This is a genomic window from Burkholderia sp. Bp9090, assembly GCF_003857985.1.
GTDB lineage: Bacteria > Pseudomonadota > Gammaproteobacteria > Burkholderiales > Burkholderiaceae > Burkholderia.
The window spans coordinates 169,775-188,403 of sequence record NZ_QTPV01000004.1; the positions used below are offsets into that span (position 1 = coordinate 169,775).

The window sequence follows — 18,629 nt, forward strand, 5'->3', positions numbered from 1 at the left end:
GTGAAGCGGCGCGTCAGCCGCCGTTGCGCGGCAGGAAGTTCATCGGGTCGACGACCTTGCCGTTCTGCCGGACTTCGAACTCGAACGTCGCGCGGCCGCTCGCGTCGGTGCCCATCTCGGCGACCGGCTGGCCCGCGCGCACCGCGTCGCCTTCGTTGACGAGCAGCCTGCCGTTGTGCCCGTAGGCCGTGATGAGCCCGTTGTCGTGCTTCAGGATCACGAGCGGGCCATACGCCTTGACGCCGGAGCCGGCGTACACCACCCGCCCGTTGGCCGCGGCCCGCACCGAACGGTCGGGCCCCGACGCGGCGATCACGATGCCGCGCGTCTTGCCGGCCGAGAACGGCGTCGCGACGATACCCGTGGCCGGCCATGCCAGCGAGCCCGGCTGCGCGGCCGCCGCGGACGGCTGCCCGAGCGACGTCGCGGCTGGCGGCGGCGCGACGCGCAGCACCTGGCCGGGATACACGGCGTCATTCGGCGACATGTGGTTCCAGCCGGCCAGGTCCTGCACGCGCTGCCCGTAGGCGGCGGCGATGCCGGCGAGCGTGTCGCCCGGATTTACGCGGTAATAGCCGGCGATCACGCCCGGCGTGGCGACCGACGCAGGCGTCGACGGCCGCACCGGCTGCCAGCTGTCGGTCCACGGCGTCATCGTACAGCCCGTCAGCGCGGCGGCCGCGGCGACGAACGCCGCCTGCGGCAACCAGCGCGTGAGCGCATCGTGGATCGGAATCGTTTTTCTCAAGGGTCCTCCCGGATTTGCGTCGTTGCGCCGCCCACCGCCCTCCGGCGTGCGACGCACGATGTCCGGCCGAACGGCCGGACCAACCAGTATCCGACCGCTCTCGCGGCCGTCAGTTTCCACCGCGGGACGTCGACGCGAAAGGGCTCACCGGCCCCTTTTTCGCGCCATTTCTGCGTCGTCCCGACCGGCAAAGATACCATTTGTCGCGGTCAGGACCGCGGCAGGAGCCCCAGCCGGCAACAATCTTGCGGCGCCACGAACGGGTACCGGCGGGCTGCGGGCCGCGCCGCGCAGGGTGTCCCGCGGACTTCGGGCCGGCCGTCCCGCGGCGGGCAGCCGTATCGCGCCCATGAGCGCCGCCCCGCTGCCGGCCGCCTCCTATACTCGGAGGAGCACCACACGTTCCAGCGATAACGAGGAGAAAAACCATGAACAATGCGACGTTTCTGTCCGTGCAGCTCAACGCCGAGGATTTCGCCGGTTCCAGCGGCCTCGTCGAACTGCTCAACCGGCACCTGCTGTTCGCGACGGACGTCGCCGAAGCCGCGGACGCCCTCGTCCAGTTGGCGAGCGTCGCGCACCTGAGCGGCGCTACCCGGCACAGCGTCGAGCTGCCGGTACTCGCAATCGAGCGGCTGCGCGATGCGCTCGACACGCTGAGCGGCTACGACGAAGCATGGCTGCAGGCGCTGGAACCGGGCGACGCGCTGTTCCGGGACATCGGCCGCGGCCCGCGGCCGCTGCACTGACGCGGCGGGCGCCGCCAATGAAAACAGCCCGTCGTTCCGTGATTCGGAACGACGGGCTGTGTGTACTGCGCAGGGGTCAGATCAGGCCGCCCATGCGGCCGGCGATCGATGACGCTCAACGACCCTTGTAGACCGGTGCACCGTCCGACACGCGCTTGACCTGCCAGCCGGTCTTGGCAGCGGCCGGGGCGCCCGATTCTTGCTGGGCGGCCGGTTGCGCACCGTAGCCGCTCGTATCGGCAGCGGCGACGTTCTGTTGCGGGTTTACGCGGGCTTCAGCTGCCTGGATGCTTGCCGGGTAGTCGGTACGGTCGCTGCCCAGCTTGTAGCCGGCCTGTTGCAGCTGGGCCAGTTCGGCCTTCACCTGCGCACGGGTGACGGGGGCGTTCTGTTGGGCGAACGAGACGGCGGGAACGGCGAGGACGGCAGCTGCAGCGAACGTTGCGATCAGCGATTTCATGATTACCTCCGGGATTTTTTTGCTCCGCCGCACACACCATGTCTGCAGCGATGGAACAAAGTTTAGCCCCGAGATCACCTAGGGAAAACCATGAAAGAGCGAAAACACTGTTTCCTCGGAACCAACAATTGCGGGATCCGGGAACGAAAAACCCTACTCAAGGAATAGAATTTCGCAACAATACCGTCCTCGCCTGCCGGTTACGACCAGTTCGCGTGGAAGCTGCCCGGCTTGTCGGTACGCTCGAACGTGTGGGCGCCGAAGAAGTCGCGCTGCGCCTGCACAAGGTTCGCCGGCAGCCGCTCGGAACGGTAGCTGTCGAAGTACGCGACCGCCGACGCGAACGCCGGCACCGGCACGCCTGCCTTCACCGCGGCCACCACCACGTCGCGCAGCGACGCCTGGTAATTCGCGGCGATGTCCTTGAAGTACGGGTCGAGCAGCAGGTTCGCGAGCGCCGGATCCTTCGCGTACGCGTCCGTGATCTTCTGCAGGAAACGCGCGCGGATGATGCAGCCCGCGCGGAAGATCTTCGCGATCGTTCCGAGATCGAGGTTCCAGCCGTACTCTTCGGATGCCGTGCGCAGTTGCGCGAAGCCCTGCGCGTACGAGATCACCTTGCTCAGGTACAGCGCGCGGCGCACGGCTTCGACGAACGCGGCACGATCGCCGTCGAACGGCGCGGCGGCCGGGCCCGACAGGATCTTGCTGGCCGCGACGCGCTCGGTCTTCAGCGACGACAGCACGCGCGCGAACACCGACTCGGTGATCAGCGGCAGCGGCACGCCCAGGTCCAGCGCGTTCTGGCTGGTCCACTTGCCGGTGCCCTTCTGCGCGGCGCGATCGAGGATCACGTCGACGAGGTGCTTGCCGGTCTCTTCGTCCTTCTTGCCGAAGATCTTCGACGTGATCTCGATCAGGTAGCTGTCGAGCTCGCCCTGGTTCCACTCGGTGTAGACCGCGCCGAGTTCGTCGTTGGTCAGGCCCGCGACGTCCTTCAGCACCGCATAGCTCTCGGCGATCAGCTGCATGTCGCCGTACTCGATGCCGTTGTGGACCATCTTCACGTAGTGGCCCGCACCGTCCGGCCCCATGTACGCCACGCACGGCTCGCCGTCCGACGGCGCCTTCGCGGCGATCTGCTTGAGGATCGGCTCGACCAGGTCGTACGCGTCGCGCTGGCCGCCGGGCATGATCGACGGGCCGCGCAGCGCGCCCTCTTCGCCGCCCGACACGCCGGTGCCGATGAAATGCAGGCCCGATTGCGCGAGCTCCTGGTTGCGGCGGATCGTGTCCGTGAAGTGCGTATTGCCGCCGTCGATCAGCACGTCGCCCTTCTCGAGCAGCGGCTTGAGCGATGCGATCGTCGCATCGGTCGCTTCGCCGGCCTTCACCATCATCAGGATCCGGCGCGGCGTCTCGAGCGACGCGACGAACTCCTCGAGCGTATAGGTCGGCACCAGATTGCGGCCGGGGAATTCGGCGATCAGTTCGTCGGTTTTCTCGCGGCTGCGGTTGTACACCGACACCGCGTAACCGCGGCTCTCGATATTGAGTGCGAGATTGCGGCCCATCACCGCCAGCCCGATCACACCGATTGCTTGTTTGCCCATTAGTCAATTCTCCGGAAAAAACGGGGCGCGACCCGAGCCGGGCCGCGCGCACAGGCGAAAGGATAGTGGAAACCCGGCCGCGATGCGCGCTTGCGTGTCATTGCTCCGCGTGCGGCAGGCGCCGGAACACGACGCTCAGGTTGTTCGCCGGCATGTCGACGACCTCGATGCAGTCGAGCCCGCGGTCGAGGCCGAGCGCGACGACTGCCTCGAGATCGCGCACGCCCCACGACGGATCGCGGCTGCGCAACTGCTGGTCGAATGCCTCGTTGGACGGCGCAGTGTGCCGGCCTGCGCGGCGATACGGGCCGTACAGGAACAACACGCCGCCCGGACGCAGCACGCGCGACGCGCCGGCGAACAGCGCGTCGGTGCAGGCCCACGGCGAGATGTGGATCATGTTGATGCAGACGATCGCGTCGAACGCCGCGGCCGGCCACGACGCGTCGCGCACGTCGAATGCCAGCGGCTCGGCCAGGTTCGCGAGGCCGGCATGCGCGACCCACGCGGCGATCGAGCGGCGCGCGTGCGCGTCGGGATCGCTCGGCTGCCAGCGCAGCCCCGGCAGCGCCTGCGCGAAATGGACCGCATGCTGCCCGGTGCCGCTCGCGATCTCGAGCACGTCGCCGGTAGCCGGCAGCACGCGGCGCAACACGTCGAGGATCGGCCCGCGATTGCGCTCGGCCGCCGGCGCCGACAGCCGCGCGGACGGATCGGACGACGACGTCGGCCCGGTCACGATGCGTGCTCCGGCGCACTGCCGGCGACGCCCAGCCGCGCGTTCAGCGCGTCGAGCGCGGGCGCGCAACGCGCCTCAACCTTCAGCGTCAGCATCGGATCGGCACGCGTATGGCCGAGGTTCAGCGCGGCGACGGGCTTGTTCTGCGCCTGGGCCCACACGCAGAACCGGTAGCCGGAATACACCATCAGCGACGAGCCGACGACGAGCAGCGCATCGGCCGCATCGAGCGCCTGCGACGCCAGCGCGACGCGCTCGCGCGGCACGTTCTCGCCGAAGAACACCACCGCCGGCTTCAGCAGCCCGCCGCAGGCCGGGCAGGCAGGAATGCGGAACGTGTCGAGCGCGGCCCATTCGAGATGCGCGTCGCCGTCGGCGGCGGGTTCCGCGTGCGCGCCAAGCAGCTCGGGGTTGTCCGTTTCGAGCACGGCCTGGATCGTCGCGCGCGCGTGATGCGCGCCGCAGTCGAGGCACGTGACGCCGTTGATGCCGCCATGCAGTTCGATCACGTCGCCGCTGCCCGCGCGCTGGTGCAGCCCGTCGACGTTCTGCGTGACGAGGCGCTCGATCCGGCCGGTGCCGCCGAGCCGCGCGAGCGCGACATGCGAGCGGTTCGGCTGCGCACGGCCCACCACGGGCCACCCGATCATGCTGCGCGCCCAGTAGCGGCGGCGCGCAGCGTCGGAACCGAGGAATTCGTGGAGCTGGATCGGCGGCGAGCGCATCCATTGACCGTTGCGGTCACGATAGCCGGGAATGCCGGAATCCGTGCTGATGCCCGCACCGGTCAGCACGAGCAGCCGCGGATGGCGCTCGACGAACGCGTGCAGCGCATCGAGCGCGGCCGGTTCGATGCCGGCGGATGAGGGGTCGGGCAAGGCGATGTCGTTCATGTTGGCGGCGCGTGATCTGGCGCGGTGGCCGGCCGTGCGGCCGGCGCGCCAGCACATGATACAGAACGCCGCGCGATCCGGCCGGCGGTCCGCGCGCGACACCGGCGCCGCAAAAAAAGACGCCCATCGACCACATGGCGATGGGCGCATCAACAATTGATCCATCGGGGTAGTGGATCAACTGACAGCACAATGTCGTCGGATCCGCCGCAACGCCGCCGGCAGACCTTCCCCGGGACTACACCTTCGAATTCCTGAAATTGCCCTGATGTTTGCGAGGATCGCCGCGCGGCACGGCGCACGGCACACGCACGCATGCTTCGCGTGCGGCGCGCGTGCGTTTCGCGCGTCGGCATGACGATCCGGAAGTCATGGTCGCCCATCCGCGCACCGGCGGTTCATCCCCGACGGCCGACCGGCACGGGTCGGCCTCGTGCGTCACGCCTGCATGTCGTCGTTCGGAACGAACCGGATGGGTCCGGATGAAACGAAAAGCCACGCGCTCATGTCGCCGTAATCAACGGCGACGCGAAATCACGGGCAGGTCGGCGATTCATGTTTGCAACATGGCACGTTGCGATTCGGTCTGTTCTCATTCTCTTGTCCCCGTCTTCGATGCGTCCGACCTACGGAAGCGACGGCCGGGCCCCTGCTGCGCCCGGCGATCGCGCTCACGGCGCCTACAGACATGCAAGGAGCGCACCATGCTTCGCCGTGCAAGGCCGCGCGGGCCGTGAAACGACCCCGATGCAAATCGCACGACGACAGACAGGCGCGAACGTTTCGAAAGTGAAACGAGGGGAAACGGCCCGCGCGATCGATCGCACCGGATGCGACGCCGGTGTTGCACGCATGTGACGCGTGCGCCGGCGGCACGTTTGCGTCGGTTCGATGCCGACGATCCGCTTACAGTCGCGCGCCCGTGGCCGCGCATGCATGGTCGAACGCGCTCGTCGAACCCGCGAGCGCCGCCTGCAACCACGGACAGCACGCTGCTCGCTGCAAGACCGGCCACCACGCGCTGACGTACGTTCATGCCGATTGATTGCCGGATGACCGAAGGTGCCGATCATGCCAATACCGCCGATGCCGCCGCGCGCCGCAGGCGGCGCGCAAACACGTTAGCATTCGGACACGGTGCGGCGCGCGCACCGGCTTCGCCTCGTCTCCAAGGAATGAACATGACCCTGCCCGCCTCCGGCCGCGCCGACGTCGCGCGGCGCGTCTTCTCGGCCGAGCGGCTGTCGATCGGCCTGACGCTGCCGCTGCTGCGCAGCGGCCATACCGTCGCGGATTTCAACGAGCAGCTCGAACTCGCGGCGCTGGCCGATTCGCTCGGCTTTCGCGCACTGTGGGTTCGCGACGTGCCGCTCAACAGTGCCGATTATCCCGACCCGGTCGGGCATCTCGATCCGTGGGTGCTGCTCGGCGCGCTCGCGTCACGCACGCGCCGGATCGTGCTTGCCAGCGGCGCGATCGTGCTGCCGCTGCGTCATCCGCTGCATATCGCGAAAGGCGCGCTGTCGGTCGCGACGCTGTCCGGCGGGCGCTTCCTCCTCGGCCTCGGCTCGGGCGACCGGCCACCCGAATATGCGGCGTTCGGCGTCGACGCGCAAACGCGGCGCGACCTGTATCGCCGGCATTGGGACATCGTCGCGGCCGCGCTCGGCGTGCCGTCCCGTGTGCTGCCCGACGAGACGCCACCCGACGCGCCCGAGTTCACGCTGCTGCCGCTCGGCGACGACGCAGTGCCGATGCTTGCCGTCGGCTCCGGCGGACAGAGCGTCGACTGGATCGCACGGAACGCGATCGGCTGGATGACCTATCATCGCGACCCGGACACGCAGCGCGCTCGTTATTCAATGTGGCGCGCGGCCGTCGACCGGCTTGCACCGCCGGGCTTTCGCGCGTTCGGCGTATCGATGCGGCTCGATCTCGATGCGAATCGCGATGCACCGCCCACCGCGCTGCCGCTCGGCTATGCGACCGGTCGGAATGCGCTCATCGACATCCTGCGGGACATGCGGGCAGCCGGCACGCACCACGTCACGCTGAATCCCGGCTCGGACCGGCCCGTGCGCGATGTCATCGAGGAAATCGCCGAGCATGTATTGCCGGTCTTTCACGACGATCGCGGTTGATTCATCAGGAATCCGGAATTCTCCACCCATGGCCCATAGTCGAAGCCACGGTTGGCCATCCATCGAATCACCGGCGAGCACGTTTCGTTCCCGATCCTGCGCTTTCGCTTGCGGCGGGACCGCATGCCAACACCCGACGACCCGCCCTCATCACGGATCGTGAACGGCCGGCGCGAGACACCGCCACGCGAAAGGAACCGCACGGCAGCGCGCAAACGCCCGCACCGCCTGCCGCATGCCCGATTCGAATATTCGTCGACGGAACTATCCGGTTCCGATGGCAATCATGTTAACTTCCGTCCATCGTCCAGACCGGCGGGTCACGTTCCGATGCGCGCCCGCACGCCTACCCATGCGATATTTCCTGCTCGGCTGGCTGCTCGCCGCCGTCGTATCGGCCGCCCACGCGGCCGCCCCTGCCCCGGCCGCCGCCTCGGCCGCCTCCGGCGCCGTGCCCGCGCTGACGCCGCAGCAGGCGCAGCAGGCCCTCTCCGTCCTGCAAAACCCGCGCGAGCGCGAGCAGGTCGAAACGACATTGCGCGCGATCGCGGCCGTCGGCGTGCTGAGCACGCCCGCGCTCGCGGCGAGCGCCGCGGCGCCGGCCAGCGCGGCATCGGCTGGCACCGCTCCGGCCGCACTCACGACGAACGGGCTCGCGTCGATGCTCGTGCGGCAGGGATCGCGCTGGGCCGGTGAAATCGGCGGCGCGCTGAACGAATCGCTGCGCTCGCTGCTCGACGTCGGCTCGGTCGGCAACTGGTGGCACGAGCGGCTCGTACGCGCCGACCAACGTGCCGATCTCACGCGCGCGATCTTGATCATCCTCGCCGTGCTCGTGCCCGCGCTCGCCGTCGAATGGTTCGCGAAGCGGCTGCTGCGGCGCGCGCTGGCCGCGCTGAGCGCGCGCCGCACCGGATCGTCGCGCCGGGCCGATGCCGATGCAGATGCCGACGCCGATTCAGCTGAACCCGAACCGCCCGGTCCCGGCGACCGCGCTTCGACGCCGGAACCGGCCGCCACCGCTGCCCGCGCCGACGGCACCGGCACGCCCGATACGTCGTCGCAAGGTCGCGGCCATGCGCGGCGCCACACCACGCTGCTGCGCCGGATGCCGCGCGCGCTGGTCAGCCTCGCACTGCGGGTGATACCGCTGCTGGTATTCGTCGGCATCGCGAGCCTGACGATGTCGGTCCTCGACGGCGCCGGCACGCCGACCCAAACGGCACTCGAATCGCTGATCGACATCTACGTGATCTGCCGCCTCGTGACGATCGTCAGCCGGCTGTTCTTCCAGCCCGACGCGCGGCAGCTGCGGCTGCTGCACATCAGCGACGCATGGGCCGCGTTCGCGCAGCGCGCGATCGCGCGGATCGTGATGGTCGTCGGCGCCAGCACGGCCGCGGTCGAGATCGCCGCGAGCTTCGGCCTCAGCGACGCCGGTCACGTCGCGCTGCTGAAGGCGGTCGCGCTCGTCGGCCACTTGATGATCTCGGCGCTGATCCTCCGGTGCCGCCAGCCGGTCGCCGCGCGCATCCGCGCGGCCGGCGAAGATCGGCCGGCCTTCGCGATGGTCGGCAATGCGCTTGCCGACGCGTGGGCGCCCGTGTCCGTGTTCGTCGTGATGGCGCTGTGGTTCGTGTGGGCGCTCGACGTCCACAACGGCTACCGCGTGCTGATCACGCTCGGCGGCCGCTCGATCGCCGTGATGATCGGCATGCGGATCGTGTCGATCGTCGTGTTCGGCGCGCTCGCGCGGGTGTTCCAGCGCCGCGACGACGACCGCACGCTCGTCCACCTGCACGCGGACCGCTACTACCCGCTGGTGCGCCAGGTCGTGTCGGCGGCGATCGCCGCCGTGACCGTCGTGCTGCTGCTGCAGACCTGGGGCGTGCCGATCTTCCACGCGTTCGCGACCGGCACGATCGGCCATCGGCTCGCGTCGGCGCTGATCACGATCGCGATTGCAGCCGTCGTCGCGCTGATCGTCTGGGAAGCCGCGAACATCGCAATCGAGCGCCGCCTGCAACAGTGGACACGCGAAGGCAACCTCGTGCGCGCGGCGCGCTTGCGCACGCTGCTGCCGATGCTGCGTGCGCTGCTGTTCATCATGATCGCGCTCGTCGTCGTACTGACCGGCCTCAGCGAAATCGGCGTGAACATCGGTCCGCTGCTCGCCGGCGCCAGCATCTTCGGCGTCGCGCTCGGCTTCGGCTCGCAGAAGCTCGTGCAGGACTTCATCACAGGGATCTTCCTGCTGATGGAGAATGCGATGCAGGTGGGCGACTGGGTCACGCTCGCCGGCGTATCCGGCACGGTCGAATACCTGTCGATCCGCACCGTGCGGCTGCGCGCGGGCGACGGATCGCTGTACACGATCCCGTTCAGCTCGGTGACGACCGTCAACAATACGAATCGCGGGCTCGGCAACGCGGCCGTCAAGGTCAGCATCGCCTACGGTCAGGACATCGATCGCGCGATCGCGACGCTGAAGGAGATCGGCGCCGCGTTGCGCGACGATCCGGATTACAAGGACGGCATCCTGTCGGACTTCAGCTACTGGGGCATCGACCAGGTCGACGGCGCGGCGATCGCGCTGGCAGGACAGATCCAGTGCAAGGACTCGGCACGCTGGGGCGTGCAGCGCGAATTCAATCGGCGCATCGCGGTGCTGTTCCGCGAACGCGGAATCCGGATCGCGAATCCGCAGCGCAGCCTCGTCGCGTATGACGACGGTTCGCGGCCCGTTGCGCCCGAGAACGATGAGAACAGCGACCACGCCGCCGGCACGCCGGACGCCGAACCGCCACCGCCCGTTGCGCCGGAGCGCAAGCCGGACTGATCGTACGGATGCCGCTGGCGCGACCACCGCCGGTCGCGCCGTGCGCGCGCCAACGAACGACGGATAGCCGCGCTCAACGCGCGGCGGTTTTCTTCACGCGCCGAACGCGCTTCGCAGCGTTCACCGGCGCGGCCGGCGTCGCGCTCACCGCCGCGAACGCTGCCGGCCGGATCGTCGCCGACGATCTTTCGGTGCGCGCGGTTTACCGCGACGGTTGCCCGAGCGCCATGTCGCAATTCATCGAGGACTTCAATGCCATGACCGTTCGCCTCAAGCACGCAACTACCTTCGAAACGAGCTCGCCCGCCGATGCGGACCGCATCGTGCGCGCGCCGCTTGCGGAACTCGAAGCGCGGCTCGACGAGATCAAGACACTTGCGTCGGCAAGCGGCGACGCGCCGGACGAACGCCTGCTGCACTGTATCGACGGCCTGTTCCGGCTCGTCGACGACCTGCAGGCCGTCGAGCGGCACGACACGCCGAAGCTCGAGCTTCGGCGACGGGAGCGCCGTTGAAGTTTCCGTGCGAATGGCAGACCGGATTGCGTTACGCATTCGCCGGCGAGCGCGCTGCGCGACGCATGACCGGCTCGGCCGGTGTCTACGGCTCGAATGTTTCCTCCACAACCATTCGCTCATTACGAATGGAATCGTCAATTATCCGGCGCGCCGATCCGTCATTACATCCGACAGCGTCCTTGAAAATTACAAAATACCCCACAACTTTTCAAAATCATTTCAGCTTATTCAATTTAATTTTGTTTCATATAATCAGAAAAAGTTTGACACCGAACTTTCGTTCTTGATACCGTCCGATTCAAGCAATCTGACGAATTGTCCACCACGCAATCGATTCCGCTCGACGCATTGCGCTTGCGCCGCACCGACGTTCTCGCCGCCGACCGCCTCTTCTTCCGTTGGCGCATGCAACATCCCGATGCAATTGATTGGGCAGCTGCCGTCCGGCAGCAGGCCGAAGGACCGAACCGAATGAGCAGGACACCGAAACTGTTGCTCTAGTCATCCCGCCTGCATCAAACCCGCTGGCGCGGCCGCCCTGCTTCGCGGCGCAGCGCCTCCATTGCCGAGCATTCCAGCATTTCGCCCCCGGAGGATCACCACCCTTGCGGACCGGGCGAAAGGCCCCGTCGCGTCCGCGCCATCCGCGCGAGCGCGGCGGATATCGGCGGCGCACGATCCGCGCCGCTGTCGACCGTCGTTGTTCGTGCCGTTCGATGTTCAACCGGAGGGGTAATTCAACATGAATCAGGTTGCAGACAAGAAACAAAAGCACATCCGCATCGTCAAGCTCGCCTTCGCCGCCGCGGCAGCCGCTTCGTTCGGCATGGCGAGCGTCCATGCCGCACCGGCCGCCGGCTGGACGGAAACGCGCACCAAGGGCTTCCTGCCGCTCGTCCAGCAAGGTGAAAGCAGCAGTACCGCCGGCGCGCCGGCGGCCAGCACCGCCGCCGCTGCCGCGGCTGCCACCGAGATGGCGCCCGGCGAATCGGTCGACATCGTGCTCGGGCTGAACCTGCGCAACGAAGCGCAACTCGACCAGTACCTGCACGACCTGCATACGCCCGGCTCGCCGCACTACAAGCAGTTCCTCACGCCGGCGCAGTTCGCCGCGCAGTACGCGCCGACCGACCGGCAGGTCGCCTCCGTCGTCGCGCACCTGCGCCAGGCCGGCTTCGTCAACATCGTGGTCGCGCCGAACCGCCTGCTCGTGTCCGCCTCCGGCACCGCGGCAACGATCAAGTCGGCGTTCCGCACGACGCTCAAGCGCTTCACGCGCAACGGCCGCAGCGTCTACGCGAACACCGATGCCGCGCAGGTTCCGAACGCGATCGGCGGCATCGTCGGCGCGGTGCTGGGCCTGCAGAACGTCGAACTCATGCACACCGGCGCGGGCAGCAAGCCGCAAGGCAACACCAGCAACCTGACGATCCCCGCCGGCGCCTCCGCGGTACCGCACAACCCGACGGAATTCTCGTCGCTCTACGGCGGCGACGGCACGCCGACGGCCTCGCAAACCACGGTCGGCATCATCGCCGAAGGCGACCTGTCGCAGACCGTCAGCGACCTCAACACGTTCGCCGCGAACAACGGTCTCGGCACGATCAGCAGCAGCGTCGTGCCGACGGGTCCGTCAGGCAGTTCGTACACCGATACATCCGGGACCGTCGAATGGAACCTCGACAGCCAGTCGATCGTCGGCGCCGCCGGCGGCAGCGTGAAGCAGGTCGTGTTCTACGTGGCACCCTCGATGACGCTCACGGCGATCACCGCCGCGTACAACAAGGCGGTGAGCGACAACGTCGCGAAAGTCATCAACGTGTCGCTCGGCGTGTGCGAATCGTCCTCGTACAGCACCGGCTCGCAGGCGACCGACGACACGATCTTCAAGCAGGCCGTCGCGCAGGGGCAAACCTTCTCCGTGTCGGCCGGTGACCACGGCGCGTACGAATGCGCGAGCGGCACGCCGTCGCGCTCGACCTACACCGTGAGCGAGCCCGCGACGTCGCCGTACGTAATCGCGGTGGGCGGCACGACGCTGTTCACCAACACGTCGACCAATGCGTACAACAGCGAAATCGTCTGGAACGATCCGAGCTGGCAGCCGGGCACCGTGTGGTCGACGGGCGGCGGCTACAGCAAGTACGAAGCTGCGCCGGCGTGGCAATCGTCGAGCCTCACCGGGTCGACCAAGCGCGCGCTACCGGACGTCGGCTTCGACGCCGACCTGCGCACCGGCGCGATCCTCGTGGTGAACGGCCAGACGTCCGACACGCTGTGGGGCTCGGGCTACCTGAACAACGAAGGCGGCACGAGCCTCGCCGCGCCGATCTTCACCGGCATCTGGGCGCGGCTGCAATCGGCGAACAACAACGCGCTCGGGTTCCCGGCGTCGAGCATCTACAAGTACTTTCCGAGCAATGCGGCGCTGCTGCACGACGTGACGTCCGGCAACAACGGCAGCGGCACGTACGGCTACAAGGCGAAGGCCGGCTGGGATGCGACGACGGGCTTCGGCAGCGTGAACATCTCGAAGCTGAACGCGTTCATCCAGAGCACGGCGGATTTCGCGCGCTGATCGTGCGATGAGGTGCGGTTCCGGGTGCATGTCGTTGCGCGCACCCGGAACCGTGTCGGCGGCTGTGCATGCGGCGCGTCCCGATCGACGACGACCGTCGGCACACGTCGCCCGCGGCTGTCGCGCGCAGGCGAAATCACAGCTGCGATTCGATCGGAAACAAGCCGAGAAACCACACTTCCATGCGCCGCGCCGCCGACACTTCCGGTTCGTGATCGAGTTCGGTCACCTTCCCGTCCGCGTCGGTCTGAATCCACTTGAGGCGCCCTTTCCCGGCCGGATCGGTCCGCAACTCGACGCGCCACGCGATTCGATCGAGCCGCGGCTCCAGATCCATCGCGACTTCGGATGCAATCGCCGGGCTCTCGCAGTAAACGCCGATCTCGGTATTGAGGTTCAGCGAGCGCGGGTCGAGATTCATCGACCCGATGAAGATGCTCTTGCGATCGAACACATACGTCTTCGCATGCAGCGATGCGCGCGACGAGCCGATGATGACCTGCTTCGAGATGCTCTTGTCGCCGAACGGGCGTCGCTCGTAAAGCCGCACGCCGGCTTCGACGAGATCGCGCCGATAGCGCCGGTAGCCGGCATGCACGGCCGCGACGTCGGTCGATGCGAGCGAGTTGGTCAGGATCGTCACTCGGACGCCGCGCGCCGTGAGCGCACGCAGCCGTTCGACCATGTCCTTGCCCGGCACGAAGTACGGCGACACGATCAGCAGCTCCTGCTCGGGCCGCAGCGCGAGTGCGCGCAGTTGCGGCATCAGGTGCCCGTCGCTGTCCTTCGGCGAGCGTGCGATCTTCGCCGGATCGTCGTACAGGACCGTCGCCTGCCCCCACGACAGCTCGGTCCCCTGCCCGTGCACGATCTGGTCGAGCCGTTGCCGCGCTTCGAGCACGTACGGATTGTCCTCCATCGCGCGCAGGTAATCGCGCAGCCGTTCGCGCTCCCGGTCGAGGCCGCCGGGCGCCGCATCGTGCCCGACCAGCGCATCGACCGGATATGCATACGGCGAATTCCAGAACGTATCGAATTCGGTCGAGATGTCGTTCACGACCGGGCCGTGCACGACCACGTCGAGATCGCCGAACTCCAGCATCGACGACGCGCCGAAGTACTCGTCGCCGATATTGCGGCCGCCGACGATCGCCGCCTGGTTGTCCGCGATCATCGCCTTGTTGTGCATGCGCCGGTTGACCCGCGAGAACTCGAGCACCGTGCCGATCTTCTTGAAGTGGCGCGTGGCGACCGGATTGAAGAGCCGGATCTCGATGTTCGGATGCGAGCTGATCTCGAGCAGCTTGCGGTCGTCCGCGTTCGTCCCGAGATCGTCGAGCAGCGCGCGCACGCGGACCCCGCGATCGGCCGCGCGGATGATCGCATCCGCGAGCTCGTGTCCCGTCAGGTCGTCGTGCCAGATGTAGTACTGAAGGTCCAGCGAGCGGTCCGCGCGATCGGCGAGCAGCACGCGCGCGTCGAGCGCATCGACCGGGTCGCGCAGCAGATGAAACGCATCCTGCCCGGGATGGGTGGCGGCCTGCTGGCGGAACGCCGCGCCGAGGCGCGTGTTCTCGGTATCGGAGAACGCATGCGTCGGCGCACGATCAGCCTGCGGCGGCAGGCTGGCGCACGCGGCAAGCATCAGCAACGCAAGAATCGCACTCCACGAACGCAACATGATCATGATGGCCACCCCACGGTCGGGCGAAGTCTGTTTGTGTTTGTTCTGGCTGCCGGACGGGGCGCGGCGCGGATCCCCGGTCCGCGCGCTGGACGAATCCCGAGCGCGCGCGCCGGTCGCGCCACAGCATACTTCGATTGACATCGGGACGGCACGCGCTCCGTGTTTCCCGGTGGCGGCGATACGACATGCGACACGGACGTGAACACGTTCGACACGTTCGCCACGTTCAGGCGGCGCGCAAAAGAAAAACCCGCGAGGCCTTGCGGCGTCGCGGGTTTCGAGATTTTGCCGAAGGCCAAAGAGTCGCCAGAAAGCGGGAAAAAAAGCGGCATGCCACGCATGCCATTTCGGGGATCGGACCGTGCGCAGCGATACCTCTGTCCGGCGCTCCGTGCGAACAGCAACGCGTGTTAGTTCGGCAGCGCGTAAGCGATCACGTAATCGCCGAGCTTCGTGCCGAAGGAGCCGTGGCCGCCTGCGGCGATCACGACGTACTGCTTGCCGTTGATCGAGTAGCTCATCGGCGTGGCCTGGCCGCCTGCCGGCAGGCGGGCTTCCCAGAGTTGCTTGCCGTCGTTCACGTCGAACGCGCGGATGTAGTTGTCCGCCGTTGCGCCGATGAACGCCACACCACCGGCCGTGATCATCGGGCCGCCCAGCATCGGCATCCCCATCTTGAACGGCAGCGGGATCGGCGAGCTGTCACGCACCGTGCCGATACGCTTCTTCCAGACGATCTCGTTGGTCTTAAGATCGATACCGGCGATGTAGCCCCATGCCGGTTGCTTGCAGGGTAGGCCAAGCGGCGAGAGGAACGGGTTCAGCGTCACGCCAAACGGCACGCCGTACTGCGGCTGGATACCCGATTCCGTACCGCTCCCCTTGGCACCCGATGCCGGTTCGATCGGGTTGCCCGGACCGCGTGGGATCAGACGCGACACGAACGGCAGCGCAATCGGGTTGGCGATGGCGATCTGACGATCGGTGTCGAGCGCAATGCCGCCCCACTCGAACATGCCCAGGTTGCCCGGGAACACCAGCGTGCCTTGCAGCGACGGCGGCGTGAAGGTGCCTTCATACCGCAGCTTGTGGAACATCACGCGGCAGACCAATTGGTCGTACATCGTCGCGCCCCACATGTCCTTGTCCGTGAGCAGGTTCTTCGGACGGAACGTGAGTTCGGAGAACGGTTGCGTCGGCGAGGTACGGTCGCCAGGCGCGGCGCCTTGCGGCACCGGCAGTTCCGGAGCCGGCACGACGGTTTCGCCGGTGCGGCGGTCGAGCACGAACAGGTTGCCGGTCTTGGCCGGCCCGTACACGACCGGCACGGTCTTGCCGTCCTTGGTCGTGATGTCGGCGAGCGTCGGCTGCGACGGCATGTCCATGTCCCACAGATCATGGTGAGCGGTCTGGTAGAACCAGGCCAGCTTGCCCGTCGACGCGTGCAGCGCGAGCAGGCCGCTTGCGTATCGCTCCATCTCCGGCGTACGGTCGCCGCCCCAAATGTCCGGCGTACGCACGCCCATCGGCAGATAGACGATGTCGAGCTTCGCGTCGTAGGCGGCGGGCGCCCATGAGTTCGGCGAGTTCCAGGTGTAGTGCTCGTCCGGGCCCGGGATATGGTTCGGATCACTCGCGCCCGGATCGAACGCCCACATGAGCTGGCCCGTGCGCACGTCGTAACCACGGATCACGCCCGACGGTTCCCGATTCGAGAAGTTGTCTTCCACCGCGCCCGCTACGACGATCACCTTGCTGGTAACGACCGGCGGCGAAGTGGGCTCGTACATACCCGGCGTGGTGACCGGCATGGCATGCTGGAGATCGAGGTCGCCATTGCTGCCGAAGCCCGCGCAGCGCTCGCCTGTCAGTGCGTCGAGCGCGTACAGGTGGCCGTCGTTGACCGGCAGGTAGATACGGTGCGAGCACGCCCCCGTAGCCGATACGGCTGAGTCGTTTGCCGGTGCGGCGGCCTGCGGCGCCGAAGCAGCAGCGTCGCTAGCTGGAGCAGCCGTTGCCGATACATCGGCGCTCGCCGTCAGATCGACATACGACACGCCGCGGCAAGTCACGTGCTGGAACGACGGATCGGTCTTGAGCTTCGGATCGAAGGTCCACTTGAGCGCGCCGCTCTGCGCGTCGAGCGCGAAGAGCTTCTGGTGCGGCGAGCACAGGTAGAGCAGATTGCCGATCTTGATAGGCGTGACTTCGTCGGTGATTTCACCCGGATCGTTCGGGCCTTTCATGTCGTTCGTGCGGAACGTCCAGGCCACCTGCAGGTTCTTCACGTTGTCCCGCGTGATCTGCTGCAGCGGCGCGTAGCGCGTGCCTTCCTGAGTGCGGCCGTACGCGGGCCAGTCCGAGGCGTCGATGCCGTTGGCGTTCGCGGCGGGCGAACCGACAGACGAAGCCATCGTGCCATTGACCGTCTGCGGATCGTTGAAGCAGGCGTACACGAGCACGCCCGCCCAGATCACCAGCGCGCCGACGAGCGACTGCACGCCGAACTTGCGTGGCGCGTCGAGACGCCAGCTCACGAGCAGCAGCAACCACACGCCGAACACGACGAGCACCCCCGAGCGCGGCGCGAGCGCCCAGAAGTCGGGACCCGACTCCCACAGCGACCAGATGGCAGTGCCCCCGAGCACGAGCGCGTAGAGCACGAGCGCAGTGGGACTGCGGCGATACAGCAGCCACGTCACTGCCAGCAGCACGACGCCGGTCACGACGTAATACGCCGAGCCACCGAGCGAGAGCAAGTACGCGCCGCCTATCAGCAGAAAGAGCGATGTAAGCGCGATAAACAGGAGCGTTACGACGCCGATGAACCCCGGCGATGATGATTCGCTTGATCTGGTCATGATGATCTCAACCTTCTTTTGAGGACGGCGCCAGCATCGCTTGTCACGCGATGCCTGTGGCGAGGCTCGCCCGCGCGAACACCGGCGAGTCGTCCAGCCACTGCGCTGTGCCCGCAGTGGCCGGCTGTGCGGAAAACGCTCCGCGAAACGGCCTGTTGCTTTAGAAGACGTGCATCATCCCGACGTACGCGCCGGTTTGCCCTTCGTCCATGTTCGGACGGGTCGGCGAGCTGGAAGCTGGAATCGCGAGCCGTCGCAAACACCGGGAATTTACCGTTCCTGCTGTTGTCCACGTGTGCGACCGTGCCGTACAAGGAGGCGCGCTTGCTCGGATTATAGGTGGTAGCGAGTGCGTCGAGCTCGCCTGCGTATGCCGATGGTCGGCTTCGATGCGCACCGGTCTGTCGTCGAATACGCAGACAAGCGATCGCTCGCCGCGAAATCTTCGGGAAGGCAGTTTAGGGATGGGGAACACGAACGGTCCCTACCCGTTCGGGTAGTCCGGAGCCATGGATTGCCCGGATCCGACGCGTTGAAGCCCGGAAACGAAAAAGCCGGCCCACCGGGCCGGCTTTTCGCGTCCAATCGCGGTCGGTTGCACCGCGTGGAAACTCTCGAACAAAGCGAATCTGGTGGGCCCCCCGGGAGTCGAACCCGGCACCAACGAATTATGAGTTCGCTGCTCTAACCAAGCATGAGCTAGGGGCCCAGACGGGAAGCAACCTGTGCTACACGCCACCCCGGCAACGAAGCCGGGCCGGCATTGTAACAACAAAGCCGCTAAAGAGGACAAACGCCACCGG

General features: G+C 67.2%; 13 protein-coding genes and 1 tRNA gene. 6 read left to right on the top strand and 8 right to left on the bottom strand.

What is annotated here, in order from left to right; genetic code table 11:
- Positions 1-13 precede the first annotated feature (13 nt).
- Positions 14-748: a peptidoglycan DD-metalloendopeptidase family protein gene (locus DIE16_RS05895; RefSeq protein WP_124486412.1), complete on the bottom strand. Its 735-nt coding sequence runs from the start codon at positions 746-748 to the stop codon at positions 14-16.
- Positions 749-1,176: 428 nt separating this feature from the next.
- Here DIE16_RS05895 and DIE16_RS05900 point away from each other — a divergent pair, with 428 nt between their 5' ends.
- Positions 1,177-1,497, top strand: coding sequence for a hypothetical protein (locus DIE16_RS05900; RefSeq protein ID WP_044845295.1), 321 nt, complete (start codon positions 1,177-1,179; stop codon positions 1,495-1,497).
- Between the two features lie 115 nt (positions 1,498-1,612).
- Here the strand turns inward: DIE16_RS05900 and DIE16_RS05905 are convergent, their stop codons facing one another.
- From DIE16_RS05905 to DIE16_RS05920, 4 genes are all read right to left on the bottom strand, one after another.
- Entirely contained in the window at positions 1,613-1,957 is a 345-nt protein-coding gene (locus tag DIE16_RS05905) for a DUF4148 domain-containing protein (RefSeq protein ID WP_044845294.1), read from the bottom strand.
- 200 nt (positions 1,958-2,157) lie between these two features.
- Positions 2,158-3,570, bottom strand: coding sequence for an NADP-dependent phosphogluconate dehydrogenase (gene gndA, locus DIE16_RS05910; RefSeq protein WP_044845293.1), 1,413 nt, complete (start codon positions 3,568-3,570; stop codon positions 2,158-2,160).
- A gap of 97 nt (positions 3,571-3,667) precedes the next feature.
- A complete protein-coding gene (locus DIE16_RS05915) occupies positions 3,668-4,309 on the bottom strand; it encodes a DUF938 domain-containing protein (RefSeq protein WP_124570558.1) in 642 nt (213 codons plus the stop codon).
- Positions 4,306-5,202: an NAD-dependent protein deacetylase gene (locus DIE16_RS05920; protein WP_124486414.1), complete on the bottom strand. Its 897-nt coding sequence runs from the start codon at positions 5,200-5,202 to the stop codon at positions 4,306-4,308. The genes DIE16_RS05915 and DIE16_RS05920 overlap by 4 nt, the downstream gene beginning before the upstream one ends.
- A gap of 1,181 nt (positions 5,203-6,383) precedes the next feature.
- Between DIE16_RS05920 and DIE16_RS05930 the strand changes: the two genes are divergently transcribed.
- The 5 genes from DIE16_RS05930 (at position 6,384) to DIE16_RS05950 (ending at position 13,278) form a co-directional block, all read left to right on the top strand.
- Entirely contained in the window at positions 6,384-7,343 is a 960-nt protein-coding gene (locus tag DIE16_RS05930) for an LLM class oxidoreductase (RefSeq protein WP_185735453.1), read from the top strand.
- 352 nt (positions 7,344-7,695) lie between these two features.
- Positions 7,696-10,182: a mechanosensitive ion channel domain-containing protein gene (locus DIE16_RS05935; protein ID WP_124892049.1), complete on the top strand. Its 2,487-nt coding sequence runs from the start codon at positions 7,696-7,698 to the stop codon at positions 10,180-10,182.
- Between the two features lie 257 nt (positions 10,183-10,439).
- Positions 10,440-10,697: a hypothetical protein gene (locus DIE16_RS05940; protein ID WP_124892025.1), complete on the top strand. Its 258-nt coding sequence runs from the start codon at positions 10,440-10,442 to the stop codon at positions 10,695-10,697.
- Positions 10,698-11,015: 318 nt separating this feature from the next.
- Positions 11,016-11,201, top strand: a complete 186-nt coding sequence (locus DIE16_RS05945; RefSeq protein ID WP_124521312.1) for a hypothetical protein — start codon at positions 11,016-11,018, stop codon at positions 11,199-11,201.
- A gap of 241 nt (positions 11,202-11,442) precedes the next feature.
- Entirely contained in the window at positions 11,443-13,278 is a 1,836-nt protein-coding gene (locus tag DIE16_RS05950; protein ID WP_124646441.1) for a protease pro-enzyme activation domain-containing protein, read from the top strand.
- Between the two features lie 136 nt (positions 13,279-13,414).
- Here DIE16_RS05950 and DIE16_RS05955 read toward each other — a convergent pair whose 3' ends face one another.
- The 3 genes from DIE16_RS05955 to DIE16_RS05970 all read right to left on the bottom strand — a co-directional run bounded on the left by DIE16_RS05955 (position 13,415) and on the right by DIE16_RS05970 (position 18,535).
- Positions 13,415-14,965, bottom strand: a complete 1,551-nt coding sequence (locus DIE16_RS05955) for a phospholipase D family protein (protein WP_124892026.1) — start codon at positions 14,963-14,965, stop codon at positions 13,415-13,417.
- 410 nt (positions 14,966-15,375) lie between these two features.
- A complete protein-coding gene (locus tag DIE16_RS05965; protein WP_124892027.1) occupies positions 15,376-17,826 on the bottom strand; it encodes a glucose/quinate/shikimate family membrane-bound PQQ-dependent dehydrogenase in 2,451 nt (816 codons plus the stop codon).
- A gap of 630 nt (positions 17,827-18,456) precedes the next feature.
- Positions 18,457-18,535 (bottom strand) — tRNA-Ile (locus DIE16_RS05970).
- Between the last annotated feature and the right edge of the window lie 94 nt (positions 18,536-18,629).